Source organism: Microtetraspora malaysiensis (assembly GCF_050947145.1).
GTDB classification, from domain to species: Bacteria; Actinomycetota; Actinomycetes; order Streptosporangiales; family Streptosporangiaceae; genus Microtetraspora_A; species Microtetraspora_A malaysiensis.
On record NZ_CP191998.1, the window covers coordinates 2,883,968 to 2,900,551 of the forward strand.

The window sequence follows — 16,584 nt, forward strand, 5'->3', positions numbered from 1 at the left end:
GCCGGGCGGGCCGCACTTCTCGACCACCGATTACGGTGTGACAGCGTCGAGAACCTCGCGCAGCGAAGTGATGCCCTCGGAAGCGAGGAAGTGACCGGCTCCCGGAACGACCTGCGCGGAGGTGCCGAGCAGACGCGCGAGGCGGTCGGTGTGGCCGGCCGGAACAAACGGGTCTTCGTCTGACCGGATGACCGTCAGTCGACCGACGTGCTCCCCGAGCCCCCGTACATCGCAGCCACTCTCGATATAAGAATCCAGGTTCGAGAGTGCGGGCAAGCGGTCGACGAATCCCGAGACCAGCACGAGGGCACCGAGCCGCCAGGGGCCCGAAAGCGTGCTCAAATGCCGCAGCACGGTCAGGCAGCCCAAACTGTGCGCGACGATGATCGAATCCTCGTCGGGCTGCCCCAAAGTCGCTCGTACGGCGTCAACCCACCGGACGGGGTCCGGGTCTTCTGAGGCCGGAAGCGCGGGGATCGTGGTGGGGATGCCCGCAGCGTCAAGTTCTTTCGCCAGCCAGGGGAACCAGTGATCTTCGGGGGAAGCGGCGTAGCCGTGGAAGATCCAGGCCTTCTTCCGGGTTGCTTCAGTCGTCATGTCGCACGACGGTATAGGTTCACATCAATGTGAGGGTCAAGTCGGCAGCGGCCTCGTCCTGGTCGCCGAGATGCTCGGCGTCCGCCACCCGCCACCACAGCCTGCGCCCCGACGACGGCAAAGCCGTCTGGTGATCGCCACCAGCCGCTGACCGGCCGAGAACCTGTCCAGGTTAGGGAGCGTTCAGCGCCGCGTCGATGGCCGCGGCATTGCGTTCCAGCCATGCCGCACGCCGTTCGATCTGGTCACCGATGCCCGCGTCCCACATTCTGGCCCAGCCGCCGCCCTGCTCCTCGGCGGCCTGCTTCATCGAGAACCACGACCGCCGCGTCCGGATCACGGCCACCTCGACGAGGCGGGAGCGGTCGGCATCCGACATCCCGTAGGCGTCGGCGAGGATCCGGCAGCGACGCGGCATGTCCACCTCCCGCAGCAGCGGGTCGGCGTCGGCCGGGTCGCACAGCGGCGCCCAGTACAGCATCGCGTTGTACACCTCATCGACCCTGGCCACCGGCTTGGCGACGTCGAAATCGATCAGCGCGGCCGCCCTGCCGTCCCGGAAAACGATGTTGTCCGGCGTGTAGTCCATGTGCCCCACCACCTCGGCCGGGTAGGGCGGCGCGGGCGGCATGCCGGGCTGGTCCGAGAACCCGTAGCCGGGCCGAACCCCTTCCGGCATGACGAAACCCGCGACGGACGCGCACGACCCCTTCGGTGACGTCCCCGCCGGCGAGCGGGATCTCGGGATGGGGCTCGGGTGATTCGACGTACGCCAAGGAGTCCATTTTCCCTCGCCAGAAGAGAGACAGAGTCGTCGTTCGTATCGTCCCAAAGGCGGGCGGCCTTGATCGGCGAAGGGCCGCGCGCGGACGGGTCCTTGCCGACATCAATGTCTGTTTCCTGCCAGCATCGTTGCACCGATGCTTCCTACGGTTGGCGCGTGAAAACTGATTTCGCCGGTGTCGATCAGCACCGCCAATTGCCCAGTCCTGTCGTCTGGTTCATGTCGCTTGCGGCTGCGCTCGGGACAGCGACGATCTACCCGTTGCAGCCGGCGATCGCCGATGTGGCGAACTCGTTGGAAGCCTCGCTCACTGAGGTCGGGGTAGCGCTTGCGTGCGGGCCGATGGGGTACATGGTTGGGCTCGGTCTGCTTGTCCCTCTGGTCGACCGATTTCCTCCGGGGCGAGTGCTGTCGGCGCAGGTCGGCGGCCTGGCGGCTGCCCTGCTCTTGAGCGCTGTCGTCGGCAATGTATGGGCGTTGGGGGCGGCGATCGGCGTGATCGGGGCCTGCTCGGCAGTTGGCGCGGGCCTCAGTTCGGTGGTCGGCCGACTCGCGTCCCCGCATCGGCGAGCGGCGACGCTGGGGATCGTAACGGCCGGAATATCGGCGGGGATCCTCGTCGGCCGGATCGTCGGCGGCTGGCTTGCCGAGGTGATCGGCTGGCGTGGCATGCTCATGGTGTTCGCCGCGGCCTGTGCGGCCGTCGCGGTGGGCTTGCTGCTGGTGGTCCCGGGCACCCGGGGAGGAGCCGAGCGTGGTTATCTCGCCACGCTGAGGTCGATTCCGGGCCTGTTCGTCCGGTACACGGCGTTGCGGGTGGCCGCTACCCGTGGCGCCCTGTGGTTCTTTGCGTTCTGTGCGCTGTGGGCTGGGCTGGCGGTAGCACTCTCGGAGCCCCCTTACTCGTACTCGGCAGAGCGTATCGGTATGTACGCACTTGCTGGACTCCTCGGCATTCTCGCCACCCGGGTTTCGGGCATGTGTACCGATCGCGTGGGCGCGCGCCGCGTGATCCTCGTAGGTCTGGTGATCGCCGGAGCCGCGGCGGCAATCGTCGGGTTCGCCCTCCCGAGTGCTGCCGCGGCCTTTGCCTGTCTAGCGCTGTTCGACGCAGGACTGTTCGCTGCACAAGTCGCGAATCAAAGCACCATCCTCGCGATCGACCCCGCAGCACCCGCGCGGTTCAACAGCGCCTACATGCTCGTCTACTTTGTCGGCGGAAGCCTCGGGACGGCATTCGGCGCCACGGCCGTCGAGTGGTTCGGCTGGCCTGCGACAGCGGCGATCACCTCAGCCGCCATCACCATTGCCGCGGCGATCACGCTGGGCGCGGACGATCGTTCGATTTGATCCACTTCCACACGTTGCGCTCAAGACCGTTTTGTTAGGAACTCTCAGAGACGCTGGCTGACGGGTTCGGCCCCGAGGGGGATTCCACGCAGAGTGAGCAGTGCGAGCAGAGCACAGCTCGCTGTGAGCGCGATGTCGGCGACATTGCCGACGAAGAGGCCGCCATAGTCGATGAAATCGACGACATGGCCTCGGCCGAACCCGGGAGAGCGCGCGAGGCGATCGAGCAGATGGGACGTCGCACCGCCCAGCATCCCGCCTAGCGCGTAGGTCCAGGCGGCCGAGCGCAGCCGTCGCCCCGCGTACAGGATGCCGGCTACCGCGACGGCCGCGGCCACGGCGAACACCGGCGTCGCCTCCGTCGCGAAGGAAAACGCCGCGCCGGGGTTGTACACCAGGCGGAACTCAAGCAGTCGCGGGAGCACCGTGACGCGTTCTCCTCCGGAGAGGGCGGAAACCGCCCAGATCTTCGAGAGCTGGTCCGCGACAAGAACCACGGCGGCCAGCACGATCATCCACACGTACAGGCGCGGCTGTCCCTTCGCCTGCGAGCGTCCGGCCACCAGGTCACCTCCCAATCAGCGATCTCCCGCATCATAGCCATGGTCAGGTCGTGCGGGCGCGCGGCTCGATGCCGGCGAACGCCTTGCGGAGCAGGTCGTGCAGCAGCGCCCGCTCCCGCTCGTCCAGCGCCGCCAGCACGTCGTCGCGCACCCCGGCCGCCGCGACCAGCGCCTCGTCGAGCAGGGCGACGCCCGCAGAAGTGATGGTGACCGAGTAGCGCCGCCGGTCCCTGGGGTCGCGGGTGCGCTCGACCAGGCCGCGCGGAGCCAGCGTGTCCATCACCGCCACCAGGTCGCTCGGGTCGATCCCCAGCCGGACCCCGAGATCGCCCTGCGAGGCGGGCCCGAAATCGCGCAGTGCGGCGAGCACCGCCAGGTCCCACAGCCCGATGCCGTACGCCTTGAGCCCGTCGCCCATGCGGCGGCGGCCCGCGACGCCGACCTTCGACAGCAGGAAGACGGTGATGTCCAGCAAGGACGGGGGGAGTTGCGGAACGTCGCTCACAGGGCTAACTATAGGGCACTGTCAACTATTAGTTCTTACCAAGGAATTCTCGTGGACGCTCTCTATCCCCGCCTGCTGGTCACCCGTTTCGCCGAATGCCTCCGCTTCTACGACGGCCTGCTCACCGGCGTTCTCGGCGCGCACCTGACCAAGGGGACGCCGGACGGGCCCTACGCCCACTGGGACCTCGGAGACCAGGGCCTGCTGTCGCTGTTCGAGCGCTCGCTCATGGACGCCGTGACCGGCGCGCCGCGCCTTCCCGTCGATGCCGCGCGTCCCGACATGGTGGCGCTGGTCCTCACCGTCGAGGACATCGAGAAGGCGGCGCTGGTCGCCGTCCGGCACGGCGGCACCGTGATCGTGCCCCCGACCTTCCGGCCCGAATGGGGTCCCGGCTGCCGCACCGCTCATCTGCGCGACCCCGACGGCAACCTTGTCGAGCTCCAGTCCTACTGACCCGCCTCACCCCGCCCTCGGCGTCCGTCTGGCGCTGAGGCCCGGGACGCATCCGTTTGGGACGACGGAAGTGGGGGAGAAACGCGAAGACCCCGGACCGCTGAGCGGTACGGGGTCTTCGACGATGGTGGACGATACTGGGATTGAACCAGTGACCTCTTCCGTGTCAGGGAAGCGCTCTCCCGCTGAGCTAATCGTCCGTGCAGGAACTGCGAGCGGAAGACGGGATTCGAACCCGCGACCCTCACCTTGGCAAGGTGATGCTCTACCACTGAGCCACTTCCGCGCTATCGGTTGAGGTTTCCCTCGCCGACGCCTTCTTTACTTTAGCGGATCAGACGGAGTGCCCGTACCGTCCGCTAGAGGTGGAGACGGGATTTGAACCCGTGTACGCGGCTTTGCAGGCCGCTGCCTCGCCTCTCGGCCACTCCACCAGGATCACAGGCCGCACCGAGGTGCCGCCGGTAAACCGAGCGGAAGACGGGATTCGAACCCGCGACCCTCACCTTGGCAAGGTGATGCTCTACCACTGAGCCACTTCCGCGTGTTTCCGGGAGAAGTCCCGGCCACGCGGAAGACTCTATCGCCTTCCGGCCACTGCCCGTGCAAGGTCGGCGGACGGCCGGGCCGGTTCGGGTACGGCTCCGCGTGTCGGGGAAGAAAGGGAGAGCCGAGCGAGAACCCGGCCATGGCGATCGCGGAGCGCTCTGAGATACTGATTCCTGCCCGATTTCGGGCATGAAACTTGGAGTTGTCCATCTCCCATCCGTAAGGTCCTGCTCTGTGTCGACGCAGCGGCATCCCCATGAGGACCTCATCGCTCACCTGACCCGCACGACCGCGCTCGGTCCCGGGGAGGCGGCGCGAGTCGTGGCCGACGTGCTCACCTACTTCGGCGAGCCCGTGGACGAGTACGTGCGACGCCGCCACGGTGAGCTCCAGTCGAAGGGATTCTCCAACGACAAGATCTTCCCGAGGATCTCGGCCGAGCTTTCGGGAAGGCGCGTCGCGGCACCGGAGCTGTCTCTACGTCAGCTCCGCCGGATCGTCTACGGATAGGAGCGGATATGTGCGGAATCGTCGCTTATGTAGGGCCGAAGGACGCGGCCCCCATCCTGCTCGAAGGTCTCCAGCGGCTGGAGTACCGCGGGTACGACTCCGCGGGCCTCGCCGTGGTCAACGGCAAGTCGTTGAAGATGCGCAAGGTCAAGGGCCGAGTGTCCGACCTGGCGGAGGCCGTGCCGGCCCGGTTCAAGGGCGCGTGCGGCATCGGGCACACGCGGTGGGCCACGCACGGCGTGCCGAGCGACGTGAACGCACACCCGCACCTCGACCCTGAGCAGCGCGTCGCGGTCGTGCACAACGGCATCATCGAGAACGCCGACGCGCTCCGCCAGCGGCTCGAGGCCGAGGGCGTCACCTTCGAGAGCGAGACCGACACCGAGGTCCTGTGCCACCTCATCGCGCGGGCCGTCAAAGAGACCGATTCCCTCGATGACGCCGTCCGCCGCGCGCTGAAGAGCATCGTCGGCACGTACGGCATCGCCGTGATCGACGCGCAGCGGCCCGGCGAGATCGTGGTGGCCCGCAACGGCAGCCCCATCGTCCTCGGCATCGGCGAGAAGGAGATGTTCGCCGCCTCCGACGTCGCCGCGCTGGTGCGCTACACCCGGCAGGTCGTCCACCTGGAGGACGGCGAGCTGGCCGTGCTGCGGGCCGACGGCTTCCACACCTTCACCAGCGACGCCAGGGAGACCGCCAAGGAGCCCTTCACGGTCGACTGGGACACCGGCCACTACGACAACGGCGGCTACGAGCACTACCTCCTGAAGGAGATCTCCGAGCAGCCCGACACGGTCGCCCGCACGCTGCGCGGCCGGATCGACGACCGCTTCCACATCGCCCACCTGGGCGGGCTCAACATGGACGCCAGGGAGACCCGGTCGTTCCGGCGGGTGAAGATCATCGGTTGCGGGTCGGCGTACTACTCGGGGCAGATCGGCGCGCAGCTGATCGAGGAGCTCGCCCGCATCCCCGCCGACGCCGAGCCCGCCTCGGAGTTCCGGTACCGGAACCCGGTCGTCGAACCGGACACGCTCTACGTCGCGATCAGCCAGTCCGGGGAGACGTACGACACGCTCGCCGCCGTCCAGGAGCTCAAGCGCAAGGGCGGCCGGGTGCTGGGCATCGTCAACACGGTCGGCAGCGCGATCGCCCGCGAGTGCGACGGCGGGCTCTACCTGCACGCGGGGCCCGAGGTGTCGGTGGCCTCGACGAAGGCGTTCACCTCGACCGCGGTGTCGTTCGCGCTGCTCGCGCTGCACCTGGCGCGGGTGCGCGACCTGTCCCCGGCGGACGGCCGGCGGATCTGCGAGGGGCTGCGCCGCCTGCCCGAGCAGATCGAGCAGATCCTCAAGCTGGACGAGCAGATCAAGACCCTCGCCGAGAAGTACGCCCATTCGCCGAGCATGATGTTCGTCGGCCGGGTCCGGGGATACCCGGTGGCCCGCGAGGGCGCGCAGAAGCTCAAGGAGATCTCCTACGTCCACGCCGAGGCGTACCCGGCCAGCGAGCTGAAGCACGGGCCGCTCGCGCTGATCAACCCGGACATGCCGACCGTGGCGATCGTCCCCGACGACGAGCTGCTGGACAAGAACCTGACCACCCTGGGCGAGATCCGGGCGCGCAGCGGGCGCATCCTGATGATCGGCCACCGGGCGGCGGATGCGGCCGACGACTGCGTCGTGGTGCCCAAGAACGAGACGGAGCTGGACCCCATCCTGCTGACGATCCCGCTCCAGCTCTTCGCCTACCACGCCGCCGTGGCGCTCGGCCGCGACGTGGACCGGCCGCGCAACCTGGCCAAGAGCGTCACCGTCGAGTAGGCGTCCCCGCGCCGCCCGCGTGAACACGGCTCCCGCCCCGATCCCGGGGCGGGAGCCGTACGGTGCGGCCGGGCGGGGTCAGGAGGTCACGGCGCACTGCCCGCGGTCCTTCTTGACCGGGCCCTCGGCGGTCGGCCGCAGGTCGAAGTCGAAGATCTCGGTCGGCAGGTAGAGCGTGCAGCACGCGTTGGGGATGTCCACGATCCCGCTGATCCGCCCCTCGATCGCGGCCGACCCGAGCAGCAGGTACGCCTGCTCGCCGGTGTATCCCCACGTCTTCAGGTACTCGACCGCGTTCAGGCACGCCCTGCGATAGGCGACCGTCGCGTCGAGGTAGTGGTTCGTGTCGGTGTCGTGGTCCACCGAGATGCCGACGAACGTCAGGAACTCGCAGTACCGCGGCTCGACGTTGCCCGGCATGAAGATCGGGTTGGTGGTGACCCCGTACTTGGCCATGCCGCCCTTGATCAGGTCGACGTGGAGGTCGATGAAGCCGCCCATCTCGATCGCGCCGCAGAAGGTGATCTCGCCGTCCCCCTGGCTGAAGTGCAGGTCGCCGACGGAGAGGTTGGCCCCTTGACGAAAACGGGGAAGAAGATCCGCGATCCCCGGGTGAGGTTCTTGATGTCCTGGTTGCCGCCGTGCTCGCGCGGCGGGACCGTCCGGGCCCCCTCGCGGGCGATCCGCGCGGCGACCTCGCCGGTCGCGGTGCCGGTGACGGCGTTGCTCGGGTCCGGGGGGTTGGCCAGCGGCGGCACCCGCCGGGGGTCCGTGTCGATGAGCGCCTGCTCCCTGCGGTTCCATCGCGTGAGCAGCTCGGCGGAGGGCGCCGTGGCGAACAGCCCGGGGTGGGTGATCCCGGTGTGCCGTACGCCGGGGATGTGGCGGGACGTCGCGTGGATGCCGTGGAAGTCCCAGATCGCCTTGTACGCGTCGGGGAAGTAGTCGGTCAGGAAGCCGCCGCCGTTCGCCCGGGCGAAGACGCCGGTGTATCCCCAGCCCTGGCCGGGGACGGCGCCGAGCCGCTCCGGGTAGTGGATCGGGCCGAGGTCCATGATGTCGACGATCAGGAGGTCGCCGGGCTCGGCTCCCTCGACCGCGAAGGGCCCGCTCAGCATGTGGACCTTGGTCAGGTCGATGTCGCGTACGTCGTTGGCCGAGTCGTTGTTGCCCACCTGGCAGTCGGTCCAGTCCCGGCACTCGACGCGGAACTCGTCCCCGGGGCGCACCGTGGCGACCGGGGGGACGTCCGGGTGCCAGCGGTTGTGCCCCGGCACGTCCTGCTCGCTCATGGGCTTCGACTGGTCGATGCTGAACACGACTTTCGGCATTGCCGGGTCCTCTCTGTGGATCGCGCCGGGACGGTCCCGGCCACGCGGATGGGTGTGCGCCGGCGAGGTGGTCGCGTTTCAGGCCGAGCAGCAGGAAGAAGAGGAACCACAGGAACGACCAGTAGAGCCAGATCACGCCGAACGGCGGGTCGCCCAGGATCCGGAAGTTCGCGTACGAATAGCCCAGCGCCATGATGGCCACGAAAAGCGAGAAGTACCCGACGCCGGTGGTGTCGAATCCCCCGAGAAGCCCGATTCCCACATAAAGGTAGGTAAACGCGAAAAGGTACAGCCCCGATGCGGACAGAATCTCCTTCGTCCCTCCGCCCGCAGCGATGATCAGGTAGGTGGGCGTGACCACCTGGAGCCCTCCGACGAAGAGGTTGAAAATGGCGGCCGCCCGGGCCTCGACCAGGCCCAGCAGCATCAGGCCGTTCATGAAAAGCACCGCGCCGACGTAGAGAAGTCCGACATCTCCCATCGGGACGCACCTCCTGGCGCCGGTGAGAAACGGCGAGGGCGCGGTGGGCGCCGCCTCCGTTCGGCTCGCTCGGGGCGGGATCGGGTCCCGGGGGCCGGCCGTGCCGTCCGGGGAACCGCACGGGATCGCGGCTGGTCAGGGCCGGGGAAGCCCCGGGTGCGGCGGCCGGGCCGGCCGCTTGGAGGCCGCGCGGGGGGCGCCCTCGCGCGCGCCGCCGGACCTCGCGTCCGGCCGGCGGACGACCTCGGGTGCCTCCCTGCTGCGCTCCTCCACGGCCAGTCCGGCGGCCAGCGCCGGATGCACCCGGCTCAGGTTCGGTCCCGAGTAGCGGCGGCGGGCCTTTCCGCCGCAGGCGGCGCAGTTCCGGGCCTGCGGCGCGGTCCCCATCGGCAGGGACACGTCGAACGGCCCGCACTCCGGGCACAGATATTCATAAATCGCCATGCGCACCCTCTAAACCGGACGAACGGCCCCCAGTGTGGCCATACATACCCCGACAACCTAGATAAAAAGTTATGTGTCACGATAAATATCGTGATCGTCTAGCGTGGTGCCTGGTCGCCGATGGTTTGGTCAATAATCGTTGAACTGCGCGGAAGTTTTGATTGCTCGGAGAATGTCGCGTGTTGCGGTGTCTCGGGGTTTCCTGTGCGGGTTTTTCCAATTTCCTGGTTGCGATTCTCCGGGCCCCGGGCGCCCCCGCCCTCCCGCGTCGATCCTCCCGGGGATTCCGACATTTCATTACTAATCGTGACAGGTCGTACGCTGGCCGTGCCAGGGACTCTCGGGGGAGGGGTACCGACGTGAGGCGCCGCGCGTTTCTTGCTCTGGGGATGGGTCTGCTCCCTCTGGTCGCCGGTTGCGGAAGCCGCCGGCCGTGGACCGGCGGCCCCATCTCGTTGTTCGTCCCCGCCCAGGTCGCGACACAGGGGGGACCGTTCGCCCGGGAGCTGAAAGGCCTCATCGAGCGGCAGCGGCTCGCCGGGCCGATCGAGATCCGCACCCGCAGCGGCGAGACCGGGGCGCGGGCGCTGGCCGGATACGTGACCAGGCCCGCCTCGGGCGAGCTCATGGTCGTCGGCTCCGCCCTCGTCGACTTCGCCGCGGTGAACGGGACCGGCACCCTGGTCGAGCGGACGTCGCCGCTGGCCAGGTTCGCCGGGGAGTGGATGGTGCTGGTCACCGCGCCGCACTCCCGCTTCCGCACCTTCGACGACCTGGCCGCGGCCCTGATCCGCGACCCCGGGCGGCTGCGGCTGGCCGGCCGGGACACCGGCGGCCTCGACCACGTGCTCTACGGGCTGACCGCCCAGGGGCTGGGCGTCGACGCCCGCAGGCTCAACTACGCGGCGTTCCCGGACCTCTCCCACATGCTCGCCGCGGTGGCCGAGGGCAGCGTCGTCGCCGGGGTCGGCGGCCGTACGGAGCTGGCCGCCCCCATCAGGTCCGGGCAGGTGCGGCCGCTCGTCGTCTCGTCGATGGAACGCCTGGACGGCGTGGACGCGCCGACCTTGAAGGAGTCCGGTGTGCGGACGCACTACGCCAACTGGAGCGGGCTGCTCGGGGCCGGTCGTCTCCCCGAGCGGGAGCGGGAGCGGCTGCTCGACCTGTGTCGTGCCGTCGCCGACCAGCCCGGCTGGGCGGAGGCCTGCCGCGCGAACGGCTGGACGCCGATGTACCTCGACGGCGCCGACTTCCGCCAGTGGCTGGGCACCGAGCAGCGCCGCGCCAAGACGGTCCTCCGGGAGCTCGGGTTCCTCTGATCGCCGCGGCCCGCGCGATCGGGCGGAACGCGAGCCATCCGGGACCGGTCCCCCGTATCGACACAATTTCTTGTGGTGGTTGCGAGAACCGGCACTAGATGTAGGATCCTCCACGTCGCTGGTTCACCCCGTGCCTGGGGTGAGGCAAGAGGGAACCCGGTGTGAGTCCGGGACTGCCCCGCAGCGGTGAGCGGGAACGACCGCCGTCACACGAGCACTGGGCCGCCCGCCGGCCCGGGAAGCGACGGCCAGTAGAACCGGCGCGCGAGAGCCGTACCCATCGGCCCGGCCGCGCCACGCCCGCGAGTCCGAAGACCTGCCGGCGACGTGCGCGCGGATCCGACGTCCGCGCGTGTTGTGCCGGGCCTCGAGGGAGGGCCCGCCGACGAGCGACGCGCCAGATCTGATCATGTCCGGCGCGACCCTGGCGCGAGCCCGCCCGCTCCGACGCGTATGCCCGCCCGCCGAGGCCCCTGACGGGGTTCCGACTCGGGAGGGGAGATCACGTGACACTGGCCACGATCGCGGATGCGGGGATCGAGGACCGATGGGCGGCCATCGAGGAGGCCGCGGCGCGCGTCGTCACCGACCCGGAGAACTCGAAGGCCGCGGCCCGCCTGCTGGCGGCGCTGATCGCCGACGAGGCGGCCGGACAGGGCGTGACCGGCGACTCCGGCTTCTCCCGCTCCGTGGCCGCGACCCACGAGGCGGGCCTGGTCCACGACGAGCTGGCCGCGTTCGTCGCCCGGCACGCCGGGGAACTGGACGCGCTCGTGGACCACGCGGCGGACGAGCGGTTCGAATACTTCGGCCTGCGCACCGTGTACGACCGCTACCTGCTGCGGCACCCGGTCACCCGGCGGGTCCTGGAGCGCCCGCAGCACTTCCTCCTGCGCGTCGCCTGCGGCCTGGCCTACCGGTCCGGCGTGGCCGAGGCGGCCGAGCTGTACCGGCTGATGTCCACGCTGGCCTACCTGCCCAGCTCGCCCACGCTGTTCAACTCGGGCGCCCGCCGCCCGCAGCTCTCGTCGTGCTTCCTGCTCGACTCGCCCCGCGACGAGCTGGAGAGCATCTACGAGCGGTACGGCCAGGTGGCCCGGCTGTCCAAGTACGCCGGCGGCATCGGCGTCGCGTGGACCCGGATCCGGGCCCGGGGCTCGCTGATCAGGGGCACCAACGGACACTCCAACGGCATCGTGCCGTGGCTGCGCACGCTCGACGCCTCCGTGGCCGCGGTCAACCAGGGCGGGCGGCGCAAGGGCGCGGCCTGCGTCTACCTGGAGACCTGGCACGCCGACATCGAGGAGTTCCTGGAGCTGCGGGACAACACCGGCGAGGACGCCCGCCGCACCCACAACCTCAACCTGGCCAACTGGGTGCCGGACGAGTTCATGCGCCGGGTCGAGGCGGACGGCGTGTGGTCGCTGTTCGACCCCAAGGAGGTCCCCGAGCTGACCGACCTGTGGGGCGAGGAGTTCGACGCCGCCTACCGGGCCGCCGAGAGCGCGGGGCGGTACGTCCGGCAGATCCCGGCGCGCACGCTGTACGGCCGCATGATGCGCACCCTCGCCCAGACCGGCAACGGCTGGATGACCTTCAAGGACGCGGCCAACCGGACCTCCAACCAGACGGCGCTGCCGCACAACGTCATCCACCTGTCCAACCTCTGCACGGAGATCCTGGAGGTGACCAACGACGCCGAGACCGCCGTGTGCAACCTCGGGTCGGTCAACCTCGCCGCGCACCTCACCACCGGGCCGGCGGGCGCCCGCGCGGTGGACTGGCCCCGGCTGCGCGCCACGGTCCGCACCGCCGTACGGTTCCTGGACCTGACCATCGACCTGGGCTTCTACCCGACGCCGGAGGCCGAGGCGGCCAACCGCAGGTGGCGGCCGGTCGGGCTCGGCGTGATGGGCCTCGCGGACGTGTTCTTCGCGCTGCGGCTGCCGTTCGACTCGCCGGAGGCGCTCGCCCTCTCCGCCCGGATCGCCGAGGAGATCGCGCTCGCCGCGTACGGGACGTCCGCCGACCTCGCGGTGGAACGCGGGCGACACCCCTCCTACGACGAGACCCGCGCCGCCCGGGGCGTGCTGCACCCGGACCACTATCCGGACCGCCATGCGGCCCGCGCGGAGAACGGCGCCGAGTGGGCCGCCCTGCGCGCGAAGATCGCCGAGACCGGGCTGCGCAACTCGCTGATGATCGCCATCGCTCCGACGGCCACGATCGCGTCGATCGCCGGGTGCTACGAGTGCATCGAGCCCCAGGTGTCCAACGTGTTCAAGCGGGAGACCCTGTCGGGGGAGTTCCTCCAGGTCAACCGCTACCTCGTGGCCGACCTCCAGGCGCTCGGGCTGTGGACCCGGGAGATGCGCGACGCCATCAAGCAGGCCGACGGGTCCATCCAGGCCGTCCCCGGCATCCCCGACGAGCTGCGCGTCCTCTACCGGACGGCCTGGGAGCTGCCGCAGAAGGCGCTCATCGACCTCGCCGCGGCCCGCCAGCCGTACATCGACCAGGCGCAGTCGCTCAACCTCTTCATGGCGACGCCCACCATCGGCAAGCTCTCGTCGATGTACGCCTACGCCTGGCGGTCCGGGCTGAAGACCACCTACTACCTGCGCTCCCGCCCGGCGACCCGGATCAGCCAGACCACCGTGCCCGCGACCGTGCCCGCCGCGTCCGCCGGTGTGCTCGCGAACGCCGAGACCGTCCCGGCCGAGGCGGCGGTGGCGTGCTCGCTGGAGAACCCCGAGATCTGCGAAGCCTGCCAGTGACCGCCCCCACCGAAGAAAGCGTGACGACGATGTTGCTCGACCCCGGGATGGACCTGACCCTCCGGCCGATGCGGTACCCCGACTTCTACGAGCGGTACCGCGCGGCGATCAGGAACACGTGGACGGTCGAGGAGGTGGACCTCCACTCGGACCTGGCCGACCTGGCCCGGCTCGACGCGCAGGAGCGGCACCTGATCAACCGGCTCGTCGCGTTCTTCGCGACCGGCGACTCGATCGTGGCCAACAACCTGGTGCTCAACCTCTACCAGCACATCAACGCGCCGGAGGCGCGGCTCTACCTCAGCAGGCAGCTGTTCGAGGAGGCCGTGCACGTGCAGTTCTACCTGACGCTGCTCGACACCTACCTGCCCGACCCGGACGAGCGGGCCAAGGCGTTCGCCGCGGTCGAGCACATCCCGTCGATCCGCGACAAGGCCGAGTTCTGCTTCCGGTGGATCGACTCCGTCAACGACCTGACCCGCCTGGAGACCCGGGACGACCGGCGCCGCTTCCTGCTGAACCTGATCTGCTTCGCCGCCTGCATCGAGGGCCTGTTCTTCTACGGCGCCTTCGCGTACGTCTACTGGCTGCGCTCCCGTGGCCTGCTCGGCGGCCTGGCTTCCGGGACGAACTGGGTGTTCCGCGACGAGTCCATGCACATGGAGTTCGCCTTCAGCGTCGTGGACACGGTCCGGGACGAGGAGCCCGACCTGTTCGACGACGAGCTCGGCGCCCAGGTCACCCGGATGATGGAGGAGGCGGTCGCCGCCGAGCTGGCCTTCGCCCGCGACCTGTGCGGGGACGGCCTGCGCGGCATGAGCGCCGACAGCATGCGCCAGTACCTGGAGTACGTCGCCGACCGGCGGCTCGCCCGGCTCGGCCTGCCCCTCCGGTACGGCACCGCCAACCCGTTCGCCTTCATGGAGCTCCAGGACGTCCAGGAGCTGGCCAACTTCTTCGAGCGGAGGGTCTCGGCCTACCAGGTGGCGGTCGAGGGCGACGTCAGCCTGGACGAGGCGTTCTGAGCCGTCCCGCCGACCCGTCCGGGCCGTCTCACGACGGCCCGGACGGCCGCAGCACGCGCGTGGCCCCGGCGATCAGCGCCGTGGCGAGGACCCAGCCCGCCGCGATTAGCCCCCCGGCCAGCCACTGCGTCCAGCCGACCGGCTCCCAGGCGCCGCGCTGGTCGAACAGGCTGACGGGCACCAGCAGGTCGAGCGTGTAGAGCAGGGGGTTGAAGCTGCGCCGCTCGTCCAGGCCGATCTGCGAGGGGTGGTGGGCCGAGAACACTGCCGTGCCCAGCGCCAGCAGCAGGCCCACCCACACCCCGGCCAGCCACGGGCGGTAGCCGTACCCCACCATGACGTCGAGCAGCCAGCCCCACAGGACGCCGGGGAACCGGAGCGTCCGCCGCCGGCCGCGCTGCTTGGCCAGGAGCACCCGGCGCGCGTCCGACTCGTGCCCGATCCGCCGGAAGTACGCGGCGAGCTGCTCGTACGGCTGCGGCCGGTACCCGTCGGGGTCCTGCCGCAGCCAGGCCAGCCGGTCCGACAGCTGCGCGGGCCCGCGCAGCGACTCGTATGTCGCCTCGTTGAGGCTGACCGCCCCCGGATAGGAGTCGGGCCGGTCGAGCAGCACGCCGATGCGCGAGTAGCCGAGGTTGACCTCCCCCTCGATCGAGGCCGGGGTGAGGATCAGCTCGTCCACCTGCATGTGGCTCACGTGCAGCGCCCGCTCCGGGGCCCTGAGCACGGAGCGGTGGAAGGACAGCACCCCGGAGATCCGCGCCCCGCGCAGCCGCACCGTGCCCTCGGCGGTGAAACCGTCGCTGAACTCGGCCGTCGTCGCCTGCAGGTGGTCGGCGTGCACCGCGTACGGCCCGGCCGAGGTGATGACGGAGCGCTGGAGGTAGATCCCGCTGTTGAAGCGGGCGCCGATCAGGCGCAGCGTCCCCGTGCTGCGGACGCCGCGCAGGAAGGCGCCGCCGTCCACGACCAGGCCGCCCGCCCACAGCGCCGTGTCGCCGCGCGTCCGCCCGCGCGCCGCCACCTCCTCCCGGCTGTACGGGAGCCGCGTGTCCTCGAGGTGGCTCTCCGAGCCGCGCGAGACGTCCTCGGGGGTGCCGACCGTGGCCCGGGACAGCCGGAACTGGCCGGTGACGTGGGTGTTGTCCAGGCGCACTCCGGCGTGCACGGTGGAGCCGTCCAGGTCGAACAGCCCGTCGATCACCGCCCGGCCGGCCTTGAACCTGCGGATGTCGCAACCGCGGAAGCGGACGCCGCCGGTGCGCGCGTCGTTGAGCGAGACCGCGCCGGGGATGTAGCAGTTCAGCAGGTGCAGCTTGGGGGTGAAGACGGCGTCGGACAGGTTGAGGTCACCGACGATCCGCGCCCCGGCGAGCCGGACCCCGGGCACCTCACCCGGACGGCCCTCGCGCGCCCCCAGCAGCAGCGCGGCGATCACCTGGGCGCGCACCGCGCGCTCACGCCCCCAGCTCGCCCCGGCGGAGGGGTCGTCGCGGTCGCTCTCGCGCAGGTCGACCCAGGCTCCCGAGGGATAGGCGTCCCACAGTTTCCGCTCTGCCGGATTGAGCCGCCAGAAAGGCCGTGATCTTCCCACTCGTCGGACTGTATCGCTGGATGGCCCGGATCGTCCCGGCGATCTGGCCGATATGCCGCGGTCATTCCAGGCGCTGACCTACGCGGGCGGGGCCGCCGCCTCCCGCATGGCGGTGACGGCCGCCGTCGGGACGTAGTTCTCGGGCACGCCGTCGACCATGATGATGTCGCCCTCGATGTGCCGCGAGCGCAGCGGCGCGATCTCCCGGTACGCGGGCGAATCCCACCACGCCCGCGCCTCGGCGATCCCCGGGAACCCGATCATCACGACATGTCCCGGCCAGTCGCCCTCCTTCACCTCGTGCTGGGTGGCGTGGACGAGATAGCGGCCGCCGTACGGCTCGAAGGTGGTGGGGAGCCGCTCGATGTACTCGGCGATCTCCGGGTGCGGGGCCGCCTCCCGCAGGTGGGCGATGACGTAGGCGGGCATGATGTCCTCCCGGTTGAGTCGTGCTCGGTGCGTTTGCCGATCTT

14 protein-coding genes, 4 tRNA genes, 2 pseudogenes and 1 riboswitch are annotated in these 16,584 nt (G+C 69.9%); of the genes and pseudogenes, 7 read left to right on the plus strand and 13 right to left on the minus strand.

The window, feature by feature from the left end:
• Nucleotides 1-30 precede the first annotated feature (30 nt).
• Both ACQP1V_RS13750 and ACQP1V_RS13755 read right to left on the minus strand, forming a co-directional pair.
• Complete coding sequence (locus tag ACQP1V_RS13750; RefSeq protein WP_433422738.1) at nt 31-597, minus strand: RBBP9/YdeN family alpha/beta hydrolase; 567 nt, start codon at nt 595-597, stop codon at nt 31-33.
• Nucleotides 598-769: 172 nt separating this feature from the next.
• Entirely contained in the window at nt 770-1,276 is a 507-nt protein-coding gene (locus ACQP1V_RS13755) for a phosphotransferase (RefSeq protein WP_433422741.1), read from the minus strand.
• A gap of 261 nt (nt 1,277-1,537) precedes the next feature.
• On the opposite strand from ACQP1V_RS13755, the gene ACQP1V_RS13760 reads away from it, so the two are divergent.
• Nucleotides 1,538-2,731, plus strand: a complete 1,194-nt coding sequence (locus ACQP1V_RS13760) for an MFS transporter (RefSeq protein ID WP_433422742.1) — start codon at nt 1,538-1,540, stop codon at nt 2,729-2,731.
• A gap of 44 nt (nt 2,732-2,775) precedes the next feature.
• Here the strand turns inward: ACQP1V_RS13760 and ACQP1V_RS13765 are convergent, their stop codons facing one another.
• Complete coding sequence (locus tag ACQP1V_RS13765; RefSeq protein WP_387413308.1) at nt 2,776-3,294, minus strand: signal peptidase II; 519 nt, start codon at nt 3,292-3,294, stop codon at nt 2,776-2,778.
• A 43-nt stretch (nt 3,295-3,337) separates the two neighbouring features.
• Nucleotides 3,338-3,799, minus strand: coding sequence for a MarR family winged helix-turn-helix transcriptional regulator (locus tag ACQP1V_RS13770; protein WP_433422746.1), 462 nt, complete (start codon nt 3,797-3,799; stop codon nt 3,338-3,340).
• 51 nt (nt 3,800-3,850) lie between these two features.
• Here ACQP1V_RS13770 and ACQP1V_RS13775 point away from each other — a divergent pair, with 51 nt between their 5' ends.
• Nucleotides 3,851-4,255 carry a VOC family protein gene (locus ACQP1V_RS13775; protein ID WP_387413311.1) on the plus strand — a complete coding sequence of 135 codons (405 nt, stop codon included), beginning with the start codon at nt 3,851-3,853 and terminating at the stop codon, nt 4,253-4,255.
• Between the two features lie 125 nt (nt 4,256-4,380).
• On the opposite strand, the gene ACQP1V_RS13780 is transcribed toward ACQP1V_RS13775, so the two are convergent.
• From ACQP1V_RS13780 to ACQP1V_RS13795, 4 genes are all read right to left on the minus strand, one after another.
• Nucleotides 4,381-4,455: transfer RNA gene (locus tag ACQP1V_RS13780), tRNA-Val, on the minus strand.
• Between the two features lie 14 nt (nt 4,456-4,469).
• Nucleotides 4,470-4,541 (minus strand) — tRNA-Gly (locus tag ACQP1V_RS13785).
• Nucleotides 4,542-4,618: 77 nt separating this feature from the next.
• Nucleotides 4,619-4,689, minus strand: a tRNA-Cys gene (locus ACQP1V_RS13790).
• 38 nt (nt 4,690-4,727) lie between these two features.
• Nucleotides 4,728-4,799 (minus strand) — tRNA-Gly (locus tag ACQP1V_RS13795).
• 239 nt (nt 4,800-5,038) lie between these two features.
• On the opposite strand from ACQP1V_RS13795, the gene ACQP1V_RS13800 reads away from it, so the two are divergent.
• A complete protein-coding gene (locus tag ACQP1V_RS13800) occupies nt 5,039-5,314 on the plus strand; it encodes a hypothetical protein (RefSeq protein ID WP_157570398.1) in 276 nt (91 codons plus the stop codon).
• An 8-nt stretch (nt 5,315-5,322) separates the two neighbouring features.
• Nucleotides 5,323-7,140, plus strand: a complete 1,818-nt coding sequence (gene glmS, locus ACQP1V_RS13805; RefSeq protein ID WP_387413313.1) for a glutamine--fructose-6-phosphate transaminase (isomerizing) — start codon at nt 5,323-5,325, stop codon at nt 7,138-7,140.
• Nucleotides 7,141-7,218: 78 nt separating this feature from the next.
• Here the strand turns inward: glmS and fmdA are convergent.
• From fmdA to ACQP1V_RS13820, 3 genes and pseudogenes are all read right to left on the minus strand, one after another.
• Nucleotides 7,219-8,471 (minus strand): annotated as a pseudogene (gene fmdA / locus ACQP1V_RS13810) (formamidase).
• Between the two features lie 76 nt (nt 8,472-8,547).
• A pseudogene (locus ACQP1V_RS13815) lies at nt 8,548-8,952 on the minus strand (AmiS/UreI family transporter); the annotation flags it as partial.
• Between the two features lie 135 nt (nt 8,953-9,087).
• Nucleotides 9,088-9,396, minus strand: coding sequence for an FmdB family zinc ribbon protein (locus ACQP1V_RS13820; RefSeq protein WP_433422750.1), 309 nt, complete (start codon nt 9,394-9,396; stop codon nt 9,088-9,090).
• Nucleotides 9,397-9,785: 389 nt separating this feature from the next.
• On the opposite strand from ACQP1V_RS13820, the gene ACQP1V_RS13825 reads away from it, so the two are divergent.
• The 3 genes from ACQP1V_RS13825 (at nt 9,786) to ACQP1V_RS13835 (ending at nt 14,517) form a co-directional block, all read left to right on the plus strand.
• Nucleotides 9,786-10,715 (plus strand): Bug family tripartite tricarboxylate transporter substrate binding protein, encoded by a 930-nt coding sequence (locus ACQP1V_RS13825; protein WP_387413321.1) that lies wholly within the window; start codon nt 9,786-9,788, stop codon nt 10,713-10,715.
• Nucleotides 10,716-10,817: 102 nt separating this feature from the next.
• Nucleotides 10,818-11,053: riboswitch (cobalamin riboswitch) on the plus strand.
• Between the two features lie 168 nt (nt 11,054-11,221).
• Nucleotides 11,222-13,492, plus strand: coding sequence for a ribonucleoside-diphosphate reductase subunit alpha (locus tag ACQP1V_RS13830; RefSeq protein ID WP_433422754.1), 2,271 nt, complete (start codon nt 11,222-11,224; stop codon nt 13,490-13,492).
• A gap of 29 nt (nt 13,493-13,521) precedes the next feature.
• Nucleotides 13,522-14,517, plus strand: a complete 996-nt coding sequence (locus tag ACQP1V_RS13835) for a ribonucleotide-diphosphate reductase subunit beta (RefSeq protein ID WP_387413535.1) — start codon at nt 13,522-13,524, stop codon at nt 14,515-14,517.
• Nucleotides 14,518-14,545: 28 nt separating this feature from the next.
• Here ACQP1V_RS13835 and ACQP1V_RS13840 read toward each other — a convergent pair whose 3' ends face one another.
• Entirely contained in the window at nt 14,546-16,111 is a 1,566-nt protein-coding gene (locus ACQP1V_RS13840; protein WP_433422757.1) for a hypothetical protein, read from the minus strand.
• A 78-nt stretch (nt 16,112-16,189) separates the two neighbouring features.
• Nucleotides 16,190-16,540 (minus strand): DUF1330 domain-containing protein, encoded by a 351-nt coding sequence (locus ACQP1V_RS13845; protein ID WP_387413327.1) that lies wholly within the window; start codon nt 16,538-16,540, stop codon nt 16,190-16,192.
• Nucleotides 16,541-16,584 lie beyond the last annotated feature (44 nt).